This is a genomic window from Ensifer sp. LBL (assembly GCF_050435225.1).
GTDB lineage: Bacteria > Pseudomonadota > Alphaproteobacteria > Rhizobiales > Rhizobiaceae > Ensifer.
Map to the genome: position 1 here is coordinate 89,559 of NZ_JBNDJY010000007.1, position 23,751 is coordinate 113,309.

Consider the following 23,751-nt stretch of genomic DNA (forward strand, 5'->3'; position numbering starts at 1 on the left):
CACGGGTGGGAGGCTCCATGCATCAGATCGACAAGATTGACCGACGAATTCTCAACATCCTCCAGGCGGACGGCCGCATCACCAATCTGGAGCTGGCCGATCGCATCGGCCTGTCGCCGACCGCGACCAGCGAAAGGCTGCGGCGGCTGTTGAAGGAAGGTTACGTCTCGGGCTTCGGCGCGAGACTGGACCCGCAGAAACTCGGCTTCGGCCTGCTGGTCTTCATCGAGGTCATGCTCGACAAGACGACACCCGACGTCTTCGACCAGTTCGCCGCCGCCGTCAAACAGGCGCCGTCCGTGCTCGAATGTCACATGGTGGCCGGCGGCTTCGACTATCTCGTCAAGACGCGGTTCGAGGACATGGCCGCCTACCGCAACTTCCTCGGCCAGGTGCTCTGGACTCTGCCCGGCGTCAAGGAAACCCGCACCTATGCCGTCATGGAAGAGATCAAGAACGACGGGCCTCTGCCGCTGGTGTAAGCCTCTGCCGCAAACAAAAAACGGCCCGGGATCTGCGCAGATCCCGAGCCGTCTGTTTTTCAACTTAGGCAGCGTCCGTCAACGACGCCATGTCGATCACGAAGCGGTAGCGCACGTCGCTCTTGACGACGCGTTCATAGGCCTCGTTGATCTCTTGGATGCGGATCGTTTCGATTTCCGAAACGATGCCGTGCTCGCCACAGAAGTCGAGCATCTCCTGGGTTTCCTTGATCGAACCGATCATCGAGCCGGAAATGCTGCGGCGCGCCGGCACCAGCGAGAAGGCGTGCACCGGCACGGCGTTCTCAGGAATCCCGACCAGCACGAAATCGCCATCGACCTTCAGCAGGCTGACATAGGCGTTCCAGTCGATCTCGGCCGCAACCGTGCAGATGATCAGGTCGAAGGTGCCTGCCAGCGCCTTGAAGGTCTCGGGGTCGTTGGTGGCGTAGTAGTGGTCGGCGCCGAGCTTCAGCCCGTCTTCCTTCTTGGAGAGCGTCTGGCTGAGAACGGTGACATCCGCGCCCATGGCATGCGCCAGCTTGACGCCCATATGGCCGAGACCGCCCATGCCGACGATCGCGACCTTCTTGCCAGGCCCGGCCTTCCAGTGGCGCAGCGGCGAATAGAGCGTGATGCCGGCGCACAAAAGCGGAGCCGCGGCGTCGAGCGGCAAGTTCTCCGGGATCGACAGAACGTAACCTTCCTTGACGACGATGCTGTCGGAATAGCCGCCCTGCGTCGGCGTCTTGCCGTCGGCTTCGACGCCGTTATAGGTCACGACCAGGCCCGGCATATAGTGTTCCAGGTCAAGGTCGCGGGTGGCGCAGGTGGTGCAGGAATCGACGAAGCAGCCGACGCCGGCGCGGTCGCCCACCTTGAACTTGGTGACCTTGGAGCCGACCGCCGTGACGATGCCGACGATCTCGTGGCCTGGGACCATCGGGAAAGCCGAGTTGCCCCATTCGTTGCGGGCCTGGTGGATGTCGGAGTGGCAGACGCCGCAATACTTGATCTCGATCACCACGTCGTCGTCGCGCGGTTCGCGGCGTTCGAAGGTGAAGGGCGTCAGCGGCTTCGACGCATCGGTCGCCGCATATCCTCTTGCAATGGCCATCAGTCTGTCCTCATTTTGGGAAAGGGTGCAGGTCCGGAGGGAGCCCGGCCTGACGCATCAGGACTATGAGGGTGCGGGCGCTGCAAGCGTTAGAGCGATCCTGCAAAGTTTTTGCACGATCCTACAAGATTGACAGCGACATCCTGGAGATGGCACGTCGAGACCCTATCTGAGCGTTGCCGCATGCAACGCTAAGCCGCTGGAAAGACCTGAGATTATGACAGCCACGCGACAGACTGCCCGTCCCGAGATGATCGACGTCATTGCCCGGTTTGCCAAAACCGACGGTGATCACATGACGCAGATTGCCGGCCTGAGCCTGCACCGCCACGGCGGCGATGCCCCGGTCAACTGCTCCGCCTACCGGCCGAGCCTGGCGATCATCGTGCAAGGAGCAAAGCGCGTGGTGCTCGGCGAAGAGACGCTGATCTACGGCGCCTCGGATTATCTGCTGACGTCGATCGACCTGCCGGTTCTGTCCCAGGTCTGCCAGGCCTCCGCAAACGAGCCCTATCTCAGCATGGCCTTCACGCTCGACCCGGGCAAGATCCAGGCGCTGCTTGCGTCCCTGTCGCAGCTGCCGGCACCCGCCGCCTCCGTGCGCGGCATGAGCGTCAGCAAGATCACAGGCGAACTCGAAGATGCGGCCCTTCGGCTCTTGCGCCTGCTCGAACGGCCGGACGATATCCCGGCACTCCTGCCCCTGATCGAACAGGAGATCCTCTATCGGCTCCTGACCGGCCCGCATGGCCACCGGCTCAGGCAGATGGCGACGACCGACAGTCAGCCGCACCAGGTCGGCCGCGCTGTCGCCTGGCTGAAGGAACACTATTCGCGGCCGCTCCGGATCGACGATCTCGCCAACCGTGTTTCCATGAGCGTCTCGTCGCTGCACCATCACTTCAAGGCGATCACCGCCATGAGCCCGCTGCAATACCAGAAGCAGCTTCGGCTGCAGGAGGCGCGGCGGCTGATGCTGGAGGAAAGCCTTGACGCCGGCGATGCCGGCCATCAGGTGGGCTATGAAAGCCAGTCGCAGTTCAGCCGCGAATATGCCCGCCATTTTGGCGAGCCACCGATGCGCGATATTGGCCGGGTCCGCCGCTCGCTGCTCGAACGGCTTGCGCCGCAGGCGGAGATGCTGAGCGAGGGCTGACCGAGCCCCTAGTTCCGCTGCGGATCAGCTCCGCTCGATATCTCTTCTCAGCACGATGGACGTCGTCAGGTCCTCGACATTGTCCATCGTCGCCACTTCATTGCGAAGCTCATTGAGCGCATTGATCGAGCCAACCTCGACCTCGACGACCAAATCCAGCTGGCCGCTGACGGAGGACACCTTGCGTACGGTGGAGAAACCGGCGAGCCGGTCGAGCACGCCGATCGATGGCGTGCGCTTCAGGGTCACCAGCAGGAAGGCCTGGATCGTGCCCTCGTCCAGTTGCCCGATGTCGGCGCGATAGCCGCGAATGACGCCAGCCTTTTCCAGTCGCGTGACCCGCTCGGTCGTCGCACTCCGGGAGAGCCCGATCCGGCCTGCCAGCGACTTCATCGGGATCCGTGCCTCCTGCGACAGGATGCTGAGGATGGTGCGGTCGATCGCGTCGATGTCCTGCATGTCCCCTCCTCCGTGCTCGCCGACAAGATGACGGTTATTATAAACATAGTGCCGGTGCAACCGGCATATTGCCGGATGCATCCCCTCGCCGCTCATGCAAATCTTCTCACCGAGATGAGGATCCCCATGAACGATATGCTGAAGACCACGCCCGACTTTTCGACCGAAGCGGCAGCCGCCTTGCTGAAGGAGCATTACGGCCTCTCCGGCACGCTCTCGCTGCTGGCCAGTGAACGCGACCAGAACTTCAAGGTCGAGGCTGAGGACGGCAGCATCTCCATTCTGAAGATCGTCAATGGCGCCGAGCCCGAGGTCGAAAGCGATTTCCAGACCGCACTGCTCAGCCACGTCGGCACCCATGCCGCCGACCTGCCGGTGCCGCATATCCGGCCGACGCTGTCGGGCGCGAGCCTTGCTTCGACCACCAGTGCGGGCGGCGTCACCCACCGCCTGCGGCTCGTCAGCTGGGTCGAGGGCCTGCCGCTTGCCGAAACCGGACGCAGCGATGCGGCGCTCCAGTCGCTCGGGCAGATGCTCGGCCGCTTCGACGCATCGCTGAAAGGTTTCATGCATCCGGGCGCGCTGCGCGACCTCGACTGGGACATCCGCCACGCCGGCCGTTCGGCCGACCGGCTGCATCACGTCGCTTCCGCCGAAGACCGCGCGCTGCTCGAGCGCTTCCTTGTCCGCTTCGAAAAGTCCGTGGCGCCGCGCCTTGCAACCTTTCGTGCCGCCGTCATCCACAACGACGCCAACGACTGGAATGTGCTGGTCGATAAAGGCGACCACGACACCATTTCCGGCCTGATCGACTTCGGCGACGCGCTGCATGCGCCTGTTATCGCCGAGGTGGCGATCGCTGCTGCCTATGCCGGGCTCGACCATCCCGATCCGATCGGCGCTGCCGCCGCGATCGCCCGCGGCTTCCATGGCGAATATCCGCTGGCGGAAGAAGAGATCGACCTGCTCTTCGATCTCATCGCCATGCGCCTCGTCACGTCGGTGACGATCTCGGCGTCCCGCCGCGCCCACACCGAGGACAATCCCTATCTGGCGATCAGCGAACGCCCGGCCTGGACGCTGCTGCGCAAGCTCGACCGGATGAACCCGCGTTTCGCGACCGCCATCCTGCGGCATGCCTGCGGCTTCGAGGCAACTCCGGGCGCCCGTGCCGTCGCCGCCTGGATCCGCGAGAACCGCAAGGCGCTGAAGCCGCTGCTCGCACGTCCGGCCGCCACCTACCCCGCAGCGCTCGTTCCCTATGGCGACCCGCAGCATCCGATGACCGTGAAGTCGGCAGCCGAACAACCCAATGAAGCCCAGGCGATCTGGGAAGACTATTGCCGCGCGCACGGCGTCGAACTCGGCATCGGCCCCTTTGGCGAAGAACGGACGGTCTATGCCGGCGAGATGTTCGTCTCGCGCTTCATCGACCACACCCGTCGCACCCGCCATCTCGGGCTAGACCTGTTCATGGCTGCCGGCACCAGGCTCTACACCCCGCTTGCCGCCACCGTCGTTAGCGTCGAGATCGAGAAAGACCCGCTCGGCTACGGCTGCCTGATAGCCCTTCGCCACGAGCCCGAGGGCTGCCCGCCCTTCGTCACGCTCTGGGGTCATATGGCGCACGAAGCGATGGGACGCATCAAGGCCGGCGACCGGCTGGAGGCCGGCGCGCTGGTCGGCGAGATGGGCGCCCCGAAGGAAAACGGCGGCTGGGCGCCGCACCTGCATCTCCAGCTTTCGACCGACACCAGCCTGACGGCGACCGAAATCCTCGGCGTCGGCGAACCGCAGTTTCTCGATGTCTGGGCCGAACTCTTCCCGGATGCGCGCACCTTTGCCGGCATTGCCGAGGAATTCTACGAGAAGAAGGGCCGCTCGCACGAGGAGATCGTCAAGCGCCGCAAGGAATTGCTCCTGCCGAACCTTTCGATCTCCTACGACAAGCCGATCAAGTTCGTGCGCGGCGAAGGCGTCTGGCTGATAGACGATAGCGGCCGCGCCTATCTCGATTGCTTCAACAATGTCTGCCACATCGGTCACGCCCATCCGGCTGTCGTCGAGGCGATGGCCAAGCAGGCGGCGATCCTCAACACCAACACCCGCTACCTGCACGACAACATCGTCGCCTATGCCGAGCGGCTGACGGCGACGCTGCCGAAGGAATTGACGGTCGCCGGTTTCGTCAACAGCGGCTCGGAAGCCAACAGCCTGGCGCTCAGGCTGATGCGTGCTCATACCGGTCGCGAGAATGCCATCACACTCGACTGGTCCTATCACGGTACGACCCAGGAGCTGATCGACATCAGCCCCTACAAGTTCCGCCGCAAGGGCGGCAAGGGACCCAAGCCGCATGTGCATGTCGCGACCATTCCCGACAGCTACCATGCGCCGGCGGAGTGGCCGGCCGAGGAACACGGCAAGCGCTTCGCCGAAAGCGTCGCCGAGCTGATCCAGGCGATGAAGGCCAAGGGCGAAGGTCCGGGCTTCTTCATCGCGGAGTCGATCCCGAGCGTCGCGGGCCAGGTGTTCCTGCCGGAGGGGTACCTCAAGGAAGTCTATCGCCTCGTGCGCGAAGCCGGCGGCGTCTGCATCGCCGACGAGGTGCAGGTCGGCTTCGGCCGCGTCGGCAGCCATTGGTGGGCCTTCGAGACCCAAGGCGTCGTGCCTGACATCGTCACCATGGGCAAGCCGATCGGCGACGGCCATCCGCTCGCAGCCGTCGTCACGACCCGCGAAGTCACCGACAGCTTCAACAACGGCATGGAGTACTTCAACACCTTCGGCGGTAACCCGGTCTCCTGCGCCGTCGGCCTCGCCGTGCTCGACGTGATCGAGGGGCAGGACCTGCGCGGCAATGCGCTTTCGGTCGGCAACTATCTGATCGACGCTTTCCGCGCCATGCAGGCGCGTTACGAGGTCATCGGCGACGTGCGCGGCATGGGCCTGTTCCTCGGCATCGAACTCGTGACCGATCGCAAGACCAAGGCGCCGGCAACCGAATTCGCCCGCGCCGTCTCCAACGGCGCCCGCCGCCGTGGCGTGCTGATGGGCACAGAAGGTCCGCATGACAACATCTTGAAAATGCGCCCGCCGATGATCTTCTCGAAACGCGATGCCGATCACCTGCTCGCCGTGCTCGAAGAGACCTTCGCGGACGTCGCAAGGACGCTCGGCTAAGGCCGGGTCGAACAGCAGAACAACCAGATGCAATGACCGGGTGCACGACACGCATCCCGGCAACGAAGACGCATGTCCTAAAACAAGAGAAGAGGAGAACAGGAAATGAAACTCGGAGTGAAACTTGGAGTTCTGGCATTGGCGAGCGCGGCGTTTCTTGCCGGCACCGCCGCCAACGCCGGCATGCTCGACGTCATCAAGGAACGCGGCGAGCTTCGCTGCGGCGTCAGCCAGGGCGTGCTCGGCTTTTCCGCGCCCAACGACAAGGGCGAATGGACCGGCTTCGACATCGATTTCTGCCGCGCAGTGGCCGCTGCAGCGCTTGGCAATCCCGACAAGGTGAAATACGTGCCGCTCTCGACCAAGGAGCGCTTCACCGCTTTGCAGTCCGGCGAGGCGGACCTGCTTTCGCGCCAGACCACCTGGACGCTGTCGCGCGACACCGATCTCGGCATGAGCTTCGTCGGCGTCAACTACTATGACGGCCAGGCCTTCATGGTGCGCAACGACCTCGGCGTGAAGAGCGTCAAGGAACTCTCCGGCGCATCCGTCTGCACCGAGACCGGCACGACGACCGAGCAGAACATGGCCGACTATTTCGGCGCCAACAACATCCAATACCAGGTCGTCGCCTTCGAGAAGGCCGACCAGACGATCCAGGCTTTCAACACCGCGCGCTGCGACGTCTACTCGACCGACGCTTCGGCGCTCTACGCCCAGCGCCTGACGCTGAACGACCCCGATCGTTTCGTCGTTCTGCCGGAAGTCATCTCCAAGGAGCCGCTCGGTCCGGCTGTCCGCCAGGGCGACGATCAGTGGTTCAAGATCGTGCGCTGGACGCTGTTCGCACTGACCGAGGCGGAAGAACTCGGCATCACCAAGGACAATGCCGCCAAGCTCATCGAAAGCGGCACGACCGCCCAGAAGCGCTTCCTCGGCATTGAGAACGAAGCGGGCAAGTCGCTCGGCCTCGATCCGAAGTGGGCCTACCATGTGGTTTCCGCCGTCGGCAACTATGGCGAAGTCTTCGAACGCCACCTCGGCAAGGACAGCCCGCTGAAGATCGATCGCGGTCTCAACAAACTCTGGAGCCAGGGCGGCCTGATGTACGCCCCGCCGGCACGCTGATCCGCAAGGGGCAATTCCGGCAAGTCTCCGTTCGGAATTGCTAGACCCAAGGAAAAGCGCCAACGAGACGCCGCGGCCCTCCCCGCGGCGTTTTCGCTTTTACCAGCCTTCTTCCAGCACGCGGCCCAGCATGTCGGCGAAGAAGTCGGCGCTCTCGCGCGACAAGCAGAGCGGCGGCTTGATTTTCAGCACGTTGAGATGATCGCCGGTCGGCTGCATGATGACGCCGAGATCGAGCAGGCGGTCGCAGATCGCCGCCGTCTCTTCGGTTGCCGGCAACAGGGTCTCCCGATCGCGAACGAATTCGACGCCGAGATAGAGCCCCATGCCGTGCACCGCGCCGATCAGCGGGAAACGCTGCCCGAGCGCTTCGAGCCGCGCTTTCAGATAGCCGCCGACCACCTGTGCGTTTTCCGGCAGCCGTTCCTCAGTCAGGATATCGAGCACCACCTGCCCGACGACGGAGCTCACCGGGCTGCCGCCCGAGGACGAGAAGAAGTATCCCTCCTTCTCCAGCGCATCGGCGATCTCGCGGCGGGTGATAACGGCACCAAGCGGATGTCCGTTGCCCATGCCCTTGGCGACCGTGATGATATCGGGCACGACACCCTGCTCCTCGAAGCCCCAGAAATAATCGCCGAGCCGGCCGTAGCCGACCTGCACCTCGTCGGCGATGCAAACGCCACCACGCGCCCGCACCATCGCATAAACAGCGTCGAGATAGCCCTTCGGCAAGGGAATGCCGCCGGCGTTGCCGTAGACCGGCTCGCATATGAAGCCTGCGAGCTTCTCATCCGCCGCGTCCAGCTCGGTCAGCTTCTTGACGACGGAGCGCACATAGCTGTCGGTCGTGTCGGCGCCGCGGAATTCGCCGCGATAGGTATTGGGCGCGGTGACCGGATGCACCCAGGCCGGGCGCGTTTCGAGCGCCTGCGGATTGTCGGCGATCGAGGTCGACACCGCATCGCTCGCGACCGTCCAGCCGTGATAGGCCTCGAGCAGGCTCACGACATTACGCGCGCCGGAATAGGCCCAGGCAAGCCGCAGCGCCAGGTCGCTCGCCTCCGAGCCGCTGTTGACCAGAAACACCGTGTCGAGCCCATCCGGTGCGAGGGCTGCAAGCCGCGTCGAGAATTCGGCGACGGAGGCATAGTGGAAGCGCGAATTGGTGTTGAGCAGCGACCATTGCCTCCCGACCGCGGCGGCAAGCCGGGGATGCCCGTGGCCGAGAATGGTGACGTTGTTGACCATGTCGAGATAGCTGCGGCCCTCGATATCGAACAAATGGTCCTTCCAGCCGCGCTCGATCTGCGGCGGTTGCCGGTAATAGTTCTTCTGCGGCCGGGCGAAGTGCTGCTGGCGGCGGGCGAGCAGTGTCTCGCTGTGCGGCTCGGGCCCATCGCATTCGAAGCCGAGGATGCCGGCCGGTGACGGGCACAGGTGCTTCCACGCCGCCGCCTGATGCGGCACGACGAAAAGCGGCGGCACGAGACCATGCTCGCGGCAAAGCTGGACACGGATCAGGCCGTAGGACTTCTGTTCGCCGGAGACGACGCCGAGCACGGCACCGGCAACGATCGTGTCCTCCAGATCGGCCCCGGCTTCCACGCCCTCGAGAAACAGGCTCACTTCGGCCCCTTCGAGCACCAGCAATCCATCCTGCCGGACGATACGAGCGGCAAAGGGAGCGACAATCTCGCGCCCGGCCTCCAGGCAGATATCGACATGCAAGGCAAAGGTGGCATCGGGCTTCGGTGACCGCAGCTGGGTCTCCGTCATCCGGTATTCGCCGTAGCGCGTCGTCGCGATGCCGATTGCGTGCGCGGCGTGCTGCAGCAGCGAGATCGGCAATCCCTGGTGCTGCCAGCGCTCCTCCGGCAAAAGCGGGCTCAGGATCGAGAGGTCGATCTGGCGCACGTCCGTGGGGCCGAGCCCCGGGATCAGGCTCTCACCGGTCACCCGGGCCGAGACCGGCGCGAAGCCGACGGCTGAAAGAATGGCGTGCTCCATCAACGCCGAAGGCACCGACGAGGCGACCTCGAAGATCTCCCGCTCATGCGCGGCATTGCCTTCGACGTAAGCGTTGTCGGGCTCGCGAGAGAGCTGGTGTTCGGAGCTTGCGACCAGCACCGCAGCGCGCGCGACGATCAGCGGCCAAAGCGCCTTCAGCTCCACCTCGGTCAACGGGCATGCCGCATGAAACGCTTTGACCGCGGGCAGGATGAACCAGGGGTCGCCATCCGCATGATGCAGCAGCGAGGCGCAGGTGACGGCAAGTTCGGCGACCAGCCAACCATTGAGGATGTCGCCGAAATCGATGACGCCGTCCGGCATCGCCCGGCCGGCCGCGTCGGGCCGGCTGACGACGTTGTCATCGGTGACGTCATGGTGGATCGCCTGGGTTCTGAGGCCAGGGGTGAGCGGCTGCAGCCGCCGCATAGCGCCGACCATGACTTCAGCGATGCGCTTCTTGCGCTGCTGGTCCACCATATCTGTAAGCAGATGCAGGACGACGGGGCCGGCGCGCCTCAGATCCCATTGCAGCTCCCGCTCGAGCCCCGGATGCTCGAAGTCCTCCAGTGCCGACGCGAGCTGGCCCGCCAGGCCGCCGAGGGCAGCCACGGCTTCGCGCGACAGATGTTTGCGCCGGGTGAGCGGTTCGCCTTCGAGATAGCTGAGCAGGCGAATGCGATAATCCGCGCCGCGGACGGCGACGCTCTCGATCGTCTCGCCCTTGAGAGAGGGCACGACTTCCGCAACGCGTGCGGTCGGCAGACGGTTGCCGAGATGCCGCAAGGCCGCGTTCTGCGCTTCCAGTTCCAGCGGCTCGTATTCCGCCCGGCAGATTTTCAGCACATAACGCCGCTCGCCCGTGTCGAGGCGGTAGTTGCGGTCCTGCTGGCTGCCGAGTTCGCTGATCGTGCCCGACAGACCATAGTGTTCGGCGAGCAGCGAACGCGCCTCCTCGGCTCCGACATCGGGTCTCGGGAGCTCGGTGCGAAGCTTCAGCGCGTCCTCAACCATGGTCTCGTCATCCTCCCCTTCGGCGGTCGATCCTCCGAATCGACCGGAATGTTGTCGAGATTAGAGCGGGATCAAGGAAAAGATGTGCGGTTTCCCGTTTACACCCACCCGCAGCCTACTGCGACATGCCTTCCAGCCGATAGCGCGTGCCGGGATAGAGCAGCCGCGCCGTCGTCACATTGCCGGCGTCCGACCAGGTGCGGCGCCGGATCATCAGGCACGGTTCGTTGCGGTCGATGCCGAGCAGCTTGCATTCCCAGAGCTGCGGCGCCACCGCCTCGACGATCTGCTCGGTGCGGGTGATCGGTGCCATCGCCGTCAGGTAGGCGTTCGGCGTCATCGCCTGGAAATCCTGTTCCAGATAGCGCGGGCAGATCGCCGGATTGACGAAACGATCCTCGATCTGGATCGGCAGGCCGTTTTCCGAATGCACCATGATCGAATGGAAGACGCGGGCGCCGGTGGCAAGCCCGAGCGCATAGCCGATTTCAGGCGTCGCGACCTCTTCCTTGAGCAGCGTCATCAACGACGTATGGGCGTGGCCACGTTCGTGGATCTCGTCGGCAATGTTGCGGACTTCGAGCAGCGCGGTGCTGCCCTTGTGCGCGGCGACGAAAGAACCGACGCCCTGTACCCGCGTGATCGCGCCTTCGGTTGCCAGTTCCCTCAGCGCCCGGTTGGCGGTCATGCGGCTGACGCCGAGGTCGGCGACGATCTCGTTTTCCGAGGGGATGCGATGATGGGCGGGCCATTCGCCGCTCTCGATGCGGCTGCGGATGAACTGCTTGACCGCCTCGTAGCGCGGCATCGGGCCGTCTTCGAAAGCGATTGTCTCGTTCCGTTTTCCCAGTGCCGTCATCAACTCAACCCCCGCCTTTCCGCGCCACCGAACAAATCATGCGCATTCGCCCTCGAATCTTTTCGTTCATTTCACGCTTGCGCGCCAGCGTAAAATATCTATAGTTCCATATACAACTACGTACAGGAAAATGCACATGGCAACTTTTCCCGTCAACCGGATCTTTGCAGAACGGGCTCTCCTGCCCGGCGGCTGGGCCGAAAACGTCGCGATTTCGCTCGACGCTTCCGGTCGCATCGCAGTGATCGAAACCGGCAGCGCCGCCGCTGGCAGCGACGAGCGCACGGCCGGCCCGCTGATCCCGGCGATCGCCAACCTTCACTCCCACGCCTTCCAGCGCGCCATGGCCGGCCTTGCCGAAGTGGCGGGCAGCGGCGACGACAGCTTCTGGACCTGGCGCGAGGAAATGTATCGCACCGTCGGGCTGGTAAACCCTGACGATGTCGAAGCGATCGCCGCCAAGCTCTATATGGAAATGCTGAAGGGCGGTTTCGGACACGTCGCCGAATTCCACTACCTGCACCACCAGGCCGATGGCACCCCCTATGCCGACCCGGCCGAGATGTCGCTGCGCATTCTTTCAGCCGCCCGCACGACCGGGATCGGCCTCACCCATCTGCCTGTCTTCTACGCCCACGCCAATTTCGGCGGTGTCGACCCCAATCCCGGCCAGCGCCCGTTCCTGCACGATCCCGATCGCTTCCTCGCGCTTCTCCAGCGCCTGGAGCCACTCTGCCGCGGAGAGGGCCATACGCTCGGTTACGCCATCCATTCGCTGCGCGCGGCGACGCCTGCGGAAATGCGCACGATCCTTGACGCAGCGCCCGTTTCCGGCCCGATCCACATCCACGTCGCCGAGCAGACCAAGGAAGTCGAAGACAGCCTCGCCTGGAGCGGCCGTCGGCCCGTCGAGTGGCTGCTCGACGAAATGCCGGTCAATCAGCGCTGGTGCGCGATCCACGCGACGCACCTGACGGAAAGCGAACGCCAGCGCCTCGCCCGCTCCGGCGCCGTTGCCGGCCTCTGCCCGGCAACCGAAGCCAATCTCGGTGACGGCATCTTCCCCGCGGTCGAGTTCATGGCCGAGGGCGGCACCTTCGGCGTCGGCACCGACAGCCATGTGGCGACCAGCGTTGCCGAGGAACTGCGGCTGCTCGAATACGGCCAGCGTCTGCGCGACCGCCGCCGCAACCGGCTGGCCACCGGGCCGGGCGCCTCGATCGGCCGAACCATCTTCGACGCGGCGCTCAAGGGCGGCGCCCAGGCCGCCGGTCAGAAGGAGGCCGGCATCACCGTCGGCGCGCGCGCCGATTTCGTCGTGCTCGACGGCAGCAATCCCTACATCGCCGCCGCCACCGACAACCAGATCCTCGACCGCTGGCTCTTTGCGCTCGGCGGCGAGACTGTCCGCGACGTCATGGTCGCGGGCGCGTGGAAGATCCGGAACGGACGCCACGACCGGGAGGACGATATCGACCGCGCCTTCGCGCGGGTGCTGATGAAACTGAAGTAATCGTCAAAGCCAAAAATCAAATCAGGGAACAACTTAATGTCGATCAACAAATTGAAACTCACGCTCGCCGCCACCGGCCTCGTGCTCGCGGCCTCCACCGGCAGCGCCAGCGCTTCCTATTGCGGCGACGGCAAGACCGTCATGTTCGCCGGCATCGATTGGGAAAGCGGCGCCTTCATCACCGAAGTGATGAAGACCATTCTTTCCAAGGGCTACGATTGCCAGGTGGATTCCATCCCCGGCAACTCGGTGACGCTGGAACAGGCAACCGCCAACAACGACGTGCAGATTTTCGCCGAGGAATGGCTCGGCCGCTCGGATATCTGGAACAAGGCGGTCGAGGAAAAGAAGGTCGTTGCCGTCGGCAAGACCTTCGTCGGCGCCAGCGAAGGCTGGTTCGTACCGGAATACGTGATCAAGGGCGACGCGTCACGCAGCCTCGAAGCCAAGGCGCCGGACCTGAAGAGCGTGTCGCAGCTCTCCGACCCGAAGATCGTCGAACTCTTCGCCGATCCGGAGGAGCCGACCAAGGGCCGCTTCCTCAATTGCCCGTCGGGCTGGACCTGCGAGGGCGTGAGCTCCGCCAAGCTCGAAGCCTACAAGCTCGGCGAGACCTATGTGAACTTCCGTCCGGGCACCGGCACGGCGCTCGATTCCGCCATCACGTCCGCCTATCTCCAGGGCGAGCCGATCCTCTTCTACTACTGGTCGCCGACGGCGATCATGGGCAAGTTCAAGCTCGTACAGCTTGAGGAGCCGGCCTATAGCGAAGAATGCTGGAAGGAGCTTTCGAGCGCTAACGGCAAGCGTGACCAGGGCTGCGCCTTCCCGTCGGTGGACGTCTCCTACGGCGTCAACAGCACCTTCGCGCAGGAAGCCCCTGAAATCATCGCCATCCTCGAAAAGGCGACCTTCCCGCTCGAGGACGTCAACGGCAGCCTCGCCTACATGACCGACAACAAGGTCGATGCGGTGGCGGCGGCGGCCGAGTTCCTGAAGACCAAGGGCGACGTCTGGGGCAAGTGGGTCTCCGACGAGGCTCGCGGCAAGATCGAAGCCAGCCTGAAGTAATCACGCAATCGCTGCGATCGGGCCCCACCACACATCCGTGTCGGTGGGGCTCCTCCCGGCCCCTTGCGACCATTCCCGAGGCAAGCGTCATCGATGACCGCAGGAGGCGGCCATCGATGACCCGAGCAAGGAACGTTTCCGATGTTTCCGGATTCTCTCAATCTCTCCATTCGCGGGCCGGTGAACGATTTCATCCAGGCGCTGGTCAGCGGCTATGGCTGGGTCTTCAAGGCGATCAGCGCCGTCATCCTGAAGGCCGTCCTTTTCATCGAATGGATCCTGCGCGGCCTGCCCTGGTGGGTCGTCATCCTCATCTTCATGGCGCTTGCCTGGCAAAGCTCGAAGCGCTGGACCCTGACGGTCGCCGTCGGCGTGCTTCTGTTCTTCGTCGGTGTGCTCGGCCTCTGGGACCTGACGATGCAGACGCTGGCGCTGATGCTGATGGCAACGATCGTCTCGGTCGTCATCGGCGTTCCCATGGGCATCTTCGTCGCCAAGAGCCGAACCGTGCGCAGCATCACCCTGCCCGTCCTCGACGTCATGCAGACGATGCCGAGCTTCGTCTATCTGATCCCGGCGCTCATGCTCTTCGGCCTCGGCAAGGTCCCCGCGATCCTTGCCACCATCATCTACGCCGTGCCGCCCTTGATCCGTCTGACCGATCTCGGCATCCGCCAGGTCGACCATGAGGTCGTGGAAGCGGCGACCGCCTTTGGCGGCAGCCCCAACCAGATCCTCTTCGGCGTCGAACTGCCGCTCGCCACGCCGACGATCATGGCCGGTCTCAACCAGACGATCATGATGGCGCTGTCGATGGTGGTTGTCGCCTCGATGATCGGCGCCCGAGGCCTCGGCGAGCAGGTGCTGAACGGCATCCAGACGCTCGACGTCGGCAAGGGGCTGGAAGCCGGTATCGGCATCGTCATTCTCGCGATCGTTCTCGATCGCATCACGCAAGGTTTTGGCAAGAGCCGGACGGAGGATCCCCGCAATGGCTGATATCGAGATCCGCAACGTCTACAAGATCTTCGGGCAGGACGCCAAAGCCGCCCTCGCCATGGCCAAGGAAGGGCTGAACAAGAGCGAAATCCTCGCCCGCTCCGGCTGCAGCGTCGGCCTCAACAATGTCAGCCTGACGATCGGCGCCGGCAAGATCTTCGTGATCATGGGCCTTTCCGGCTCCGGCAAGTCGACGCTGGTGCGCCACATCAACCGGCTGATCGAGCCGACGAGCGGCGAAGTGGCCTTCGACGGCAGCAACATCCTGGATCTTGATGCAAAAGCGCTGCGCACCTTCCGCATGCACCGCGTCAGCATGGTGTTCCAGAGCTTTGCCTTGATGCCGCACCGCACGGTGCTGCAGAACGTCGTCTACGGCCAGCGCGTGCGCGGCCTGCCCAAGGCCGAGGCCCGCGACATCGGCATGAAATGGATCGAGACCGTCGGCCTTGCCGGCTACGACGCCAAGTTTCCGCACCAGCTTTCGGGCGGCATGAAGCAGCGCGTCGGGCTCGCCCGGGCGCTTGCCGCCGATACCGACGTGATCCTGATGGACGAGGCCTTCTCGGCGCTCGACCCGTTGATCCGCGCCGACATGCAGGACCAGCTGCTGCAACTGCAGCAGAACCTTTCAAAGACCATCGTCTTCATCACCCACGATCTCGACGAGGCGCTGCACATCGGTTCGGAAATCGCCATCCTCAAGGACGGCCAGGTGGTGCAGGTCGGCACGCCGGACGATATTCTCGAACGCCCGGCCAACGATTATGTTGCCCGCTTCGTGCAACGCCGACAGGGACGACCGGAAGCCCATGAGTGAGAATATAGTCCTCGATGCGCCGCTGACCTGGAAGCAAATCGCGGCGGTTGCCAATGGCGCACCGCTCGCGCTTTCCGATGCGGCACGCCAGCGCATCGTCCACGCTCGCAGGATCGTCGATGCGCTCGTCGAGCGCGGCATCCGTGGCTACGGCATCAACACCGGTGTCGGCGCGCTCTGCGACGTCGTCATCGACCGAGAGAACCAGCAGGCGCTGTCGCGCAACATCATCCTCAGCCACGCCTGTGGCGTCGGCGACCCTCTCGCACGGCCTGAAGCCCGGGCAGTGATGGCCGCCCAGATCGCCAACTTCGCCCACGGCTATTCCGGCGTGCGCATCGAGACGGTCGAGGCGCTGCTGGCGCTGCTCAATGCCAATCTCATCCCCGACATTCCGTCGCGCGGATCGGTCGGATACCTCACCCATGCAGCGGCGATCGGCCTCGTCTTGATCGGCCACGGCACCGTCGATGACGGGACGGGCAAGATTGGCGGCGCCGAGGCGCTCGCGCGGATCGGGCTAAAACCACTCAGGCTCGAAGCCAAGGAGGGTCTCAGCCTCGTCAACGGCACACCCTGCGCCACCGGCCTTGCAGCCTTGGCGCTGTCGCGTGCCGCGCACCTCTTCGACTGGGCGGATGCCGCCGCCGCCATGACCTATGAAAACCTCGGCAGCCAGGCGAACGCCTTTGCTGCGGGCCCGCTGGCGCTGCGCCGCTCCAAGGGGCTCGAAGAGGTCGGGGCGTCGCTGCGCACCTATCTCGCCGACAGCCCGATGCTGGCAGAGACCGCCGGCACCCGCACACAGGATCCCTTGAGCCTTCGCGCCGTGCCTCACGTGCATGGGGCCGCGCGCGATGCGCTCGCCCAGATAACAGAAGTCGTCGACCGCGAGCTTGTAAGCCTCACCGACAACCCGGCCGTGTCGGGCACGCCTGAGGCGCCAGAGGTACATTCGCAGGCCCATGCGGTCGGGGCTGCCCTCGGCCTTGCCATGGACAGCCTGGCGGTCGCCGTCGCCGAGGTCGCTGCCATTTCCGAGCGCCGCATCGACCGGCTGGTCAATCCGCTGGTGAGCCGCCTGCCGGCCTTCCTGGCCGGCGACAGCGGTGTTGCCTCCGGCTTCATGATCGCGCAATACACCGCTGCCTCGCTTGCCGCCGAAAACCGGCGCCTGGCCGCACCCGCCAGCCTTGACGGCGGCATCACCTCGGCGCTGCAGGAGGATATCCTCACCCATGCGACGCCGGCCGCCTGGAAAGCGCTGTCGATCGCCGACAATCTCGAAACGATCCTTTCGATCGAACTGCTCGCCGCAGCCCAGGCCTATGACCTGCAGCCGCGCGGCCGTGCCGCCCGCACCGGCGCGCTCTACCAGCGCATCCGTGCGGAAATTCCCACCTATGCCGACGACCGGCCGCTCAACGGCGACTTCGCCCGCATGCGCACGCTGATCGAAGGAGGCACGCCATGAAGATCCTCCGCGCGAAAGACTACAAGCGCATGCCCTGGAAGAACGGCGGCGGTGAGACGGTGGAGATCGCCGTCTCACCGGAAAAAGCCTCGCTCACCGATTTCGATTGGCGCGTCAGCATGGCGACGGTCGCCACCGATGGCCCCTTCTCCAGCTTCCCCGGCATCGACCGCACGCTGTCGATCCTTCAGGGCAAGGGTATGCGGCTGATGATCGAGGGGCGCGCACCCGCCTTGATGACCGGCGAGACGGCGCCGCTCCCCTTCCCGGCCGACGCCGCAACCTCAGCGACGCTCGTCGATGGTCCGATCGTCGACCTCAATGTCATGACACGGCGCGGCAAGCTCGCGCACTCGGTTCAGCGCCTGGCGATAGACCACCCGCGCAGGGCGGAAAGCCTGGGGGGCACAACCCTCCTGCTTTGCCACGGCGGTGCCGTGCGGCTGACCGCAGGCGAGACCACTGCCGACCTCGCAGCGGGCGACACGGCGGTGCTCACGGGCGCAACCGCCGTCACCATCGAACCGGCGGCCTCCGCCGTCCTCTTCCTGATCACCATCGACAAGCCGGCCGCCTGATCGGGCGCCGGCTCGCATCGTTCAGCCGCGCTTGAGATGCAGCAGCGGATAGGGCCGGCCCGCATCGTCGACAGGCGAACGCCCGACCACCTCAAAACCCATCCGCTGGTAAAAACCGGCGCCCGAGACATTCTGCTCGTTGACGTCGACTGTCAGCACCGGATGCAGGCTCATCGCATGCTCGATCAGCCGCCGGCCGACACCTGCGCCGCGCGCGTCGGCATGGACGAAGAGCGAGTCGATCTGCGCCCCGCTCATGCCCATGAAACCGAGCGCCTGGTCATTTTCGTCCGCGGCAATCCAGAACTCGGCGGCCGGCAGATACTGGTCGCGCACCAGCACCTCGATTGCAGCAAAATCCTCCGGCGTCAGGAAATCATGGGTGGCGACGACGGCGCTACGCCAGATCTCGAAGGTGCGCGGAAAATCGGATGGACGGGAGGGGCGGATGGAGATGGTCATGATGCAATCGCTTCTGAAAATGCGGCGGCGGCGAGGCGTTGCCGCGCGTCCGGCTGAGGCCAACGCAGCTTTGCGAGGGCGCCAGCCTGTGAAGATGTCCGGTCCTGATCCGGTCCGGCCGAGCCGCGCACCTTATCCGCAGCCCCGACGATCGCAAGCAATCTCTGCACCTGCGGTTTTCAGGCCACGCCGGTTAAGAATTCAGCAACCATATTTCATGTTCCCCGGGGAACAGCACAATTGACGCCACACGATAGTCTCCATGTCACGTTTTTTAACCACACATCAACAAGCGCAGGACATGGGGGACAAGGACATGATCAAAACCGCTTTCGGCGTCAACGTCACCGTACTGGTCTTCTCGATCACCGTGATCGCGATCATGCACTTCGCCCTGTCCCAATATCGCGCAGCCGAAATCGCCAACATCGACCTGCCCGACTACACGACGATCACGTCGTCCATTCATCGCTGAGGCGACCGACCCCGCGGCGGCAGCCGGGCAGCATGCCCGGCTGGTTTCTACGCACACCCTCTCAAGCCGCATCTGCAGGCGCTGCCATCGATGATGACGGCGCCTTTTTGCATCGATCATCGGCTCCATGTATGGCCGAAGGGATTATGATAGGGAACGCTGACTGAACGAATCGTCGCTCAAGACAGCGTTGACAGCATATCCAGGAAGGCCCGAAATGACGGATCCGCAAAACGAACTGAAACTCAGCGCCTTCACCTTCCACGAACAGGCCGTCCGCGCTTCGGTCGGCGGAAAAGCATTGGCACTTGATGCACTCGAGCTCGGCGGCGAAATCCTGGTGGTCCTCACTTGGCTCGGCAATACCGAGCGCGGCCTGCGCAAGCCGGAATATGTCCTGCCGTTGAGCGCCGTGGCGCACCAGGCGCTGAGCAGCGATGCAGAGGCGAAATACAAATGGGCCATTGGCGCGCCACTGCCGCAATCGCTGTTCGACGGCAGCGCGTCGCGGCAGTTCAGAAGGCAAATCGGGGTCAAGAGCGGACCGGCGCTGACCTTGCCCTTGAAGCCGCTGCACCATTGACCTGACGCAGACTGCCTCCTGCGCGACCAGCGGGTCGCGCAATGGGGCTGTTCGGGTTCCGGGACGGTGCACAGCGGTATGCCGATCCATCGTTCAGTGACGGTTCGTCAAATGAGGGAAGACAGCATCAACCGGCACCGTCTGGCTGGGCCTTGGCGGGTCCTTCCTCTTTGGCAGATGGAACTGCTTTGCCCATGCATCAATATCGTTTGCGAACGAGGCCGACGAACGGTTCGTAACCTCCATGAACATATAGAGTGCGCGGTTGTACCATTCAGGCGGCTCTACAACGTCGTCATCGTCAAACATCGACGTCGCGAAACCCTCTGGCAAACGGGATATGAGCTCGCCACTCCAGGTGCGAAACTCCTCAAGGTTTTGCATAACGTCGTTGTCAAAAAGATGCTGACAGGAGGTGACACGGTCACTCAAAACTTCTCGATGCAGGTTCCTTGCATTGACACAAACCCTGATGGCGAGCGTCAAACTTTGCTTGTCCCAACTTGGCTGGAACGTGTTTTTATCTACAAGTTCGTCGAACAATCGAAACTGTTCGCTGTAGTGCCTGAGTCTACCAGGCAAAAAGTCAGCGACCCGAGCCACGGCTAGTTTGGACGGGAGCATGGAAATCTCGATTGTTTCTCTGTGGCGCTGCTCTTGTTTGGCATCGCTCTTGATCATTTCACTGATCGTGTAGGCCGCCGCGCCTACTGCGAGCAGGCCCGTCAGCAGCGTCTGAAATTCTTTGAGAAACTCGAAGTACCCGTCGCCAGGTTTCCCAAACATTGCCGCGGGCAGCGTAGCGGCAAGTATTATCACCACCACATGCGACACCATTCTCGATCCGCGACCGTCGCTCATCGCATCTCCCCTCCCCGTAGAAGAACCCCTAGCTGCAAAAATAGGGCATGCGGCAGTGCAAGTCACGATCGCTGCGCTCTGGTGGGAGGGGTCCGATGACCAGCTCCCTTGCTGCCATTCATGTCGCCAAGAAGAAGCTCGGCCTGGACGATGACAGCTACCGTGCCAAGCTCACCCACATCACCGGCAAGTCTTCGACCAAAGACATGACCGAGCAAGAACGTCAGAGAGTGCTCGCGGTCTTCCGCAACGAAGGTTTTCAACCGGTGCCGAGCGCGCCCAGGCCGAACGGTCGCGCCAGCTCTCCGGCCGCTTTGCCGGCAAGCTGCGGTTCAACCTGACGCGCCTGGCGCCGATGCTCGAGGACGTCCGCGAGCGCCTAGCGGGCGTGATCCTGGAGAACCTCGACTGGTCGGAGTTCTTCGATCGAAGCGGAGTTGACCTATTCGGTCGGCGGCGGCAAAGGGACGCCGGCACGTGAACTGATCATCTCGAAAGGCACTCAGTGACAGACAACCCGCGACCCTCGGTGAAGCCGACACAGCATTGACTGAGGCGAAACCGGGCTCGACATGAACTTGGTGATGTGACGGCAATAAGCTCTTTGCCGTCGTCCCGCCGTCTCAGGACACAAGACGGATCAAATCACCCGTGTCTTGCGGACGTTTCTTGATCGACGCTATCGGGATGGATGTGGAAAAATGGTAGCGGAGGAGGGATTCGAACCCCCGACACAAGGATTATGATTCCTCTGCTCTAACCTACTGAGCTACTCCGCCGGGTACCGCGTCAGGGCTTCGAAGTGGAAGCCGTCTTGACTGGACGGGCGGCTTATACGGCCCGCTTCCGTCCACTGTCAACCCAAGTCTCCGGGAAAATGTGAAGTTTTCACAACAGCCCGGAAATCAACGGCTTCAGGCGGCTGCCTGCGCCGAGAGCAGGGCCTTCAGCGCGGCTTCCGCGCCGGCTTCGCGTTCCGATTTGCGAATAAATCCGCCGCCATAGACGCGCGCATCCTCGCCGACGCCGGAATAGAGCGCGCAGGCCTGGCCGGGCGCGATGCCGGCTTCGCCCTCGGCAAGCTCCACATAGATGCCCTCGTCGTCCATCGCGAGCACGGCCGGCGCCGGCTGGCGGGTGGAGCGCACCTTGGCGAAACATTCGAAGCCACGGGCGGCTGCCGCCTCGACGTCCTCGTCGCCTAGCCAGTTGACGTCGCGCAGGTAGACGCGGCGCGTCTCCAGCGCTTCCTTGGGGCCGACGATGACGCGGCGCGAGCGGGCGTCGAGATAGACGACGTAGAGCGGCTCGCCGGTCGCAACACCGATGCCGCGGCGCTGGCCGATCGTGTAGTGCAGGATGCCCTCATGCGTGCCGAGCACGCGGCCATCAAGATGCACGATGTCGCCGGAGAGTGCTGCATTCGGCTTCAGCTTTGAGACGATGTCGCTGTACTTGCCCTGCGGCACGAAACAGATGTCCTGGCTGTCGGCCTTCTGGGCGACAACAAGGCCCATCTCTTCGGCGAGCTTGCGGGTTTCGGCCTTGGAGAGGTGTCCCAACGGGAAGCGCAGGTAGTCGATCTGCTCCTGCGTCGTCGCGAAGAGGAAATAGCTCTGGTCACGGTCGGCATCCGTCGGCCGGTAGAGTGCCCGCTGGCCGGCATAGCGCGGGTTCGGGCTCGGGCGCGAGCGGATATAGTGGCCGGTCGCCAGCGCATCGGCACCGAGTTCCTTGGCCGTCAAAAGCAGGTCGGCAAACTTGACCGTCTGGTTGCAGGCAACGCATGGGATCGGTGTCTCGCCGGCGATATAGCTTTCGGCGAAGGGATTGATCACAGTTTCGCGGAAGCGCGCTTCGTAGTCGAGCACGTAATGGGGAATGCCGAGCGTTTCGCAGACGCGGCGCGCATCGTCGATGTCCTGGCCGGCACAGCAGGAACCGGCCCGGTGCACAGCGGCGCCGTGATCGTAGAGCTGCAGCGTGATGCCGAGAACGTCGTAGCCCTCGCGTTTGAGCAGGCCGGCAACGACGGAACTGTCGACGCCGCCGGACATGGCAACGACGACACGCGTATCTTCGGGCTTGCGGTCAAAATCGAGACTGTTCACGGGATCCAATCCGGCCTTCGGGCGGCAACCTTGCGCCTGCCCTGTTTCACGCTTCATGCGATGCTTTGCCGAGCAACTTTCGGCCCACGGCATCTTCGGCTCCGCGGCGGCCGGCATCAATCGGATGCATAGAGCGCGTCGCGGTACTTTCAGTTCCGCGACATATAGAAACTTGTCCGTCCGGCGGCAAGGCCGGCCGCTGCGGATGACATGCGCGTGCCTGGCCCTAAAGGCGTCAGATCAGCTTCAGCCGCATGGCGCGGGCAATCGCCTGCATGCGGTTGACGGCATCGAGCTTGCGGGTCGCGCTCTTGAAGTAGCTGCTGACCGTATAGGTCGAGATCCCCAGGATGATGCCGATCTCGTCGCTGCTCTTGCCGGCAGCCGCCCAACGCAGACATTCCAACTCGCGGCTCGACAGCTTTTCGCGTGCGGTATTGCCGGTGTCGAAGGTGCGCTCCAGGCATTCGAAAAGCTGAACCAAAGTGAGATACAGCGTGGCGCGCTCGACGCCGGCAGGCGCCTCGCGGCGCCCCGACAGCATGGCGATGAAGGGATCGCCGCCGCTTGTGTGCAGCAGCACCGCGAAATGGCGCGCCATCTCCGGATGGGCGAGCAGCCGGTGCACCATCGCCTCGTCCGCAGGCTTGGCCGCGACATCGAGCAGTTCGGCCCCGCCGGTTACCGGCAGCTTGGTGAAACGCAACTTTTCGACCAGCCCGCTCGACTGGAACGTCTCGCAGGCGTCGTATTGGCGCACCAGTTCGGACGGCCAGTTGCTGAGCACCAGCCGCTCGGAAAAGCGCTGCTGTTCGGCCAGCGGCATGCGCGCGATCATGAAATGGCCGAAGCCATAGCGCGCGATCAACCGCCGCATGAGATGCAGAAGTTCGTACTCGGTGCGCACCGTGGCCGTATCGATGTCCGAAAACATCTCCACCGTTTCAGCCTCGCGCAGCAAGGCCGGTTCATGCGATTCCTTCATCTGCGATCACCACATCCCCGGCGCCACCGCACCGGTCGAGAGAAATACAAACAACGCCCCACATCGTCAGGAGCATGAAATTCACCCGGCAGACGAAATAAAACTGCCGCTACCGGCCTGCCCGCGAAAGAAACGCGTCCGGTTGTGAAAAATATGACGATGCACCAAGAATGAATGCGGGAGCGTACATACGACGCTCATCCTTATTTCGGGGCTTCGTTACCAAAAATTTTAGTTAAAGTGAAATGTGGTATTTGCATGGCTCCCATGTCAATTCCGGGAGAATCCGGATTGTTCTCAAGCGTTTCCACAAGTCGGGGAAATATTGCCGCAAGTTTTGGGGGACGCCGCACATGGGCAAAGGCCCATCGGAAGTGTCTCAAATTATGAGCAAATTGTTACTTGACGCTT

The 23,751-nt window shown here is 63.6% G+C and carries 20 protein-coding genes, 1 tRNA gene and 1 pseudogene; 13 read left to right on the forward strand and 9 right to left on the reverse strand.

Annotation, left to right across the window (positions count from 1 at the left end):
• Positions 1-17 precede the first annotated feature (17 nt).
• Positions 18-482, forward strand: coding sequence for an Lrp/AsnC ligand binding domain-containing protein (locus OKW20_RS25630; protein ID WP_043617461.1), 465 nt, complete (start codon positions 18-20; stop codon positions 480-482).
• 64 nt (positions 483-546) lie between these two features.
• On the opposite strand, the gene OKW20_RS25635 is transcribed toward OKW20_RS25630, so the two are convergent.
• On the reverse strand, positions 547-1,599 hold the full coding sequence (locus OKW20_RS25635; RefSeq protein WP_043617458.1) for an NAD(P)-dependent alcohol dehydrogenase: 1,053 nt from the start codon (positions 1,597-1,599) through the stop codon (positions 547-549).
• Between the two features lie 217 nt (positions 1,600-1,816).
• On the opposite strand from OKW20_RS25635, the gene OKW20_RS25640 reads away from it, so the two are divergent.
• Positions 1,817-2,755, forward strand: coding sequence for an AraC family transcriptional regulator (locus tag OKW20_RS25640; protein ID WP_429176715.1), 939 nt, complete (start codon positions 1,817-1,819; stop codon positions 2,753-2,755).
• A gap of 24 nt (positions 2,756-2,779) precedes the next feature.
• On the opposite strand, the gene OKW20_RS25645 is transcribed toward OKW20_RS25640, so the two are convergent.
• On the reverse strand, positions 2,780-3,214 hold the full coding sequence (locus OKW20_RS25645) for an Lrp/AsnC family transcriptional regulator (protein WP_043617453.1): 435 nt from the start codon (positions 3,212-3,214) through the stop codon (positions 2,780-2,782).
• Positions 3,215-3,340: 126 nt separating this feature from the next.
• On the opposite strand from OKW20_RS25645, the gene OKW20_RS25650 reads away from it, so the two are divergent.
• Positions 3,341-6,397 carry an aminotransferase class III-fold pyridoxal phosphate-dependent enzyme gene (locus OKW20_RS25650; protein ID WP_429176718.1) on the forward strand — a complete coding sequence of 1,019 codons (3,057 nt, stop codon included), beginning with the start codon at positions 3,341-3,343 and terminating at the stop codon, positions 6,395-6,397.
• Between the two features lie 105 nt (positions 6,398-6,502).
• Complete coding sequence (locus tag OKW20_RS25655; RefSeq protein WP_043617447.1) at positions 6,503-7,525, forward strand: amino acid ABC transporter substrate-binding protein; 1,023 nt, start codon at positions 6,503-6,505, stop codon at positions 7,523-7,525.
• 99 nt (positions 7,526-7,624) lie between these two features.
• Here OKW20_RS25655 and OKW20_RS25660 read toward each other — a convergent pair whose 3' ends face one another.
• Both OKW20_RS25660 and hutC read right to left on the reverse strand, forming a co-directional pair.
• Positions 7,625-10,549: an aminotransferase gene (locus OKW20_RS25660; protein WP_429176721.1), complete on the reverse strand. Its 2,925-nt coding sequence runs from the start codon at positions 10,547-10,549 to the stop codon at positions 7,625-7,627.
• A 115-nt stretch (positions 10,550-10,664) separates the two neighbouring features.
• The gene (gene hutC / locus OKW20_RS25665) at positions 10,665-11,408 is read right to left on the reverse strand and encodes a histidine utilization repressor (RefSeq protein ID WP_429176724.1); all 744 of its coding nucleotides are present in this window, start codon (positions 11,406-11,408) and stop codon (positions 10,665-10,667) included.
• Positions 11,409-11,544: 136 nt separating this feature from the next.
• On the opposite strand from hutC, the gene hutF reads away from it, so the two are divergent.
• The 6 genes from hutF to OKW20_RS25695 all read left to right on the forward strand — a co-directional run bounded on the left by hutF (position 11,545) and on the right by OKW20_RS25695 (position 17,863).
• Complete coding sequence (hutF, locus tag OKW20_RS25670) at positions 11,545-12,921, forward strand: formimidoylglutamate deiminase (RefSeq protein ID WP_429176726.1); 1,377 nt, start codon at positions 11,545-11,547, stop codon at positions 12,919-12,921.
• Positions 12,922-12,957: 36 nt separating this feature from the next.
• Positions 12,958-13,992, forward strand: coding sequence for an ABC transporter substrate-binding protein (locus OKW20_RS25675; protein ID WP_429176729.1), 1,035 nt, complete (start codon positions 12,958-12,960; stop codon positions 13,990-13,992).
• 141 nt (positions 13,993-14,133) lie between these two features.
• On the forward strand, positions 14,134-14,991 hold the full coding sequence (locus tag OKW20_RS25680; RefSeq protein ID WP_034806492.1) for an ABC transporter permease: 858 nt from the start codon (positions 14,134-14,136) through the stop codon (positions 14,989-14,991).
• Positions 14,984-15,811: a quaternary amine ABC transporter ATP-binding protein gene (locus OKW20_RS25685; protein WP_429176732.1), complete on the forward strand. Its 828-nt coding sequence runs from the start codon at positions 14,984-14,986 to the stop codon at positions 15,809-15,811. Before OKW20_RS25680 ends, OKW20_RS25685 begins: the two co-directional genes overlap by 8 nt.
• Positions 15,804-17,285 carry an HAL/PAL/TAL family ammonia-lyase gene (locus OKW20_RS25690; RefSeq protein ID WP_429176735.1) on the forward strand — a complete coding sequence of 494 codons (1,482 nt, stop codon included), beginning with the start codon at positions 15,804-15,806 and terminating at the stop codon, positions 17,283-17,285. The genes OKW20_RS25685 and OKW20_RS25690 overlap by 8 nt, the downstream gene beginning before the upstream one ends.
• Positions 17,282-17,863, forward strand: coding sequence for a HutD/Ves family protein (locus OKW20_RS25695; protein WP_429176738.1), 582 nt, complete (start codon positions 17,282-17,284; stop codon positions 17,861-17,863). The genes OKW20_RS25690 and OKW20_RS25695 overlap by 4 nt, the downstream gene beginning before the upstream one ends.
• Before the next feature lie 21 nt (positions 17,864-17,884).
• On the opposite strand, the gene OKW20_RS25700 is transcribed toward OKW20_RS25695, so the two are convergent.
• Positions 17,885-18,325, reverse strand: coding sequence for an acetyltransferase (locus OKW20_RS25700; RefSeq protein ID WP_429176740.1), 441 nt, complete (start codon positions 18,323-18,325; stop codon positions 17,885-17,887).
• Between the two features lie 316 nt (positions 18,326-18,641).
• Between OKW20_RS25700 and OKW20_RS25705 the strand changes: the two genes are divergently transcribed.
• Together OKW20_RS25705 and OKW20_RS25710 are read left to right on the forward strand one after the other, a co-directional pair.
• On the forward strand, positions 18,642-18,800 hold the full coding sequence (locus tag OKW20_RS25705; RefSeq protein ID WP_156133954.1) for a hypothetical protein: 159 nt from the start codon (positions 18,642-18,644) through the stop codon (positions 18,798-18,800).
• Positions 18,801-19,017: 217 nt separating this feature from the next.
• Positions 19,018-19,383, forward strand: coding sequence for a hypothetical protein (locus OKW20_RS25710; RefSeq protein WP_043611915.1), 366 nt, complete (start codon positions 19,018-19,020; stop codon positions 19,381-19,383).
• 93 nt (positions 19,384-19,476) lie between these two features.
• On the opposite strand, the gene OKW20_RS25715 is transcribed toward OKW20_RS25710, so the two are convergent.
• A complete protein-coding gene (locus tag OKW20_RS25715; protein ID WP_043611913.1) occupies positions 19,477-20,244 on the reverse strand; it encodes a hypothetical protein in 768 nt (255 codons plus the stop codon).
• 95 nt (positions 20,245-20,339) lie between these two features.
• On the opposite strand from OKW20_RS25715, the pseudogene OKW20_RS25720 reads away from it, so the two are divergent.
• Positions 20,340-20,674, forward strand: a pseudogene (locus OKW20_RS25720) (phage protein GemA/Gp16 family protein); the annotation flags it as partial.
• A gap of 272 nt (positions 20,675-20,946) precedes the next feature.
• On the opposite strand, the gene OKW20_RS25725 reads toward OKW20_RS25720, so the two are convergent.
• From OKW20_RS25725 to OKW20_RS25735, 3 genes are all read right to left on the reverse strand, one after another.
• Positions 20,947-21,023, reverse strand: a tRNA-Met gene (locus OKW20_RS25725).
• 135 nt (positions 21,024-21,158) lie between these two features.
• Positions 21,159-22,412: a tRNA 2-thiouridine(34) synthase MnmA gene (mnmA, locus tag OKW20_RS25730; RefSeq protein WP_052201569.1), complete on the reverse strand. Its 1,254-nt coding sequence runs from the start codon at positions 22,410-22,412 to the stop codon at positions 21,159-21,161.
• A 178-nt stretch (positions 22,413-22,590) separates the two neighbouring features.
• A complete protein-coding gene (locus tag OKW20_RS25735) occupies positions 22,591-23,340 on the reverse strand; it encodes a helix-turn-helix transcriptional regulator (protein ID WP_034806462.1) in 750 nt (249 codons plus the stop codon).
• Positions 23,341-23,751 lie beyond the last annotated feature (411 nt).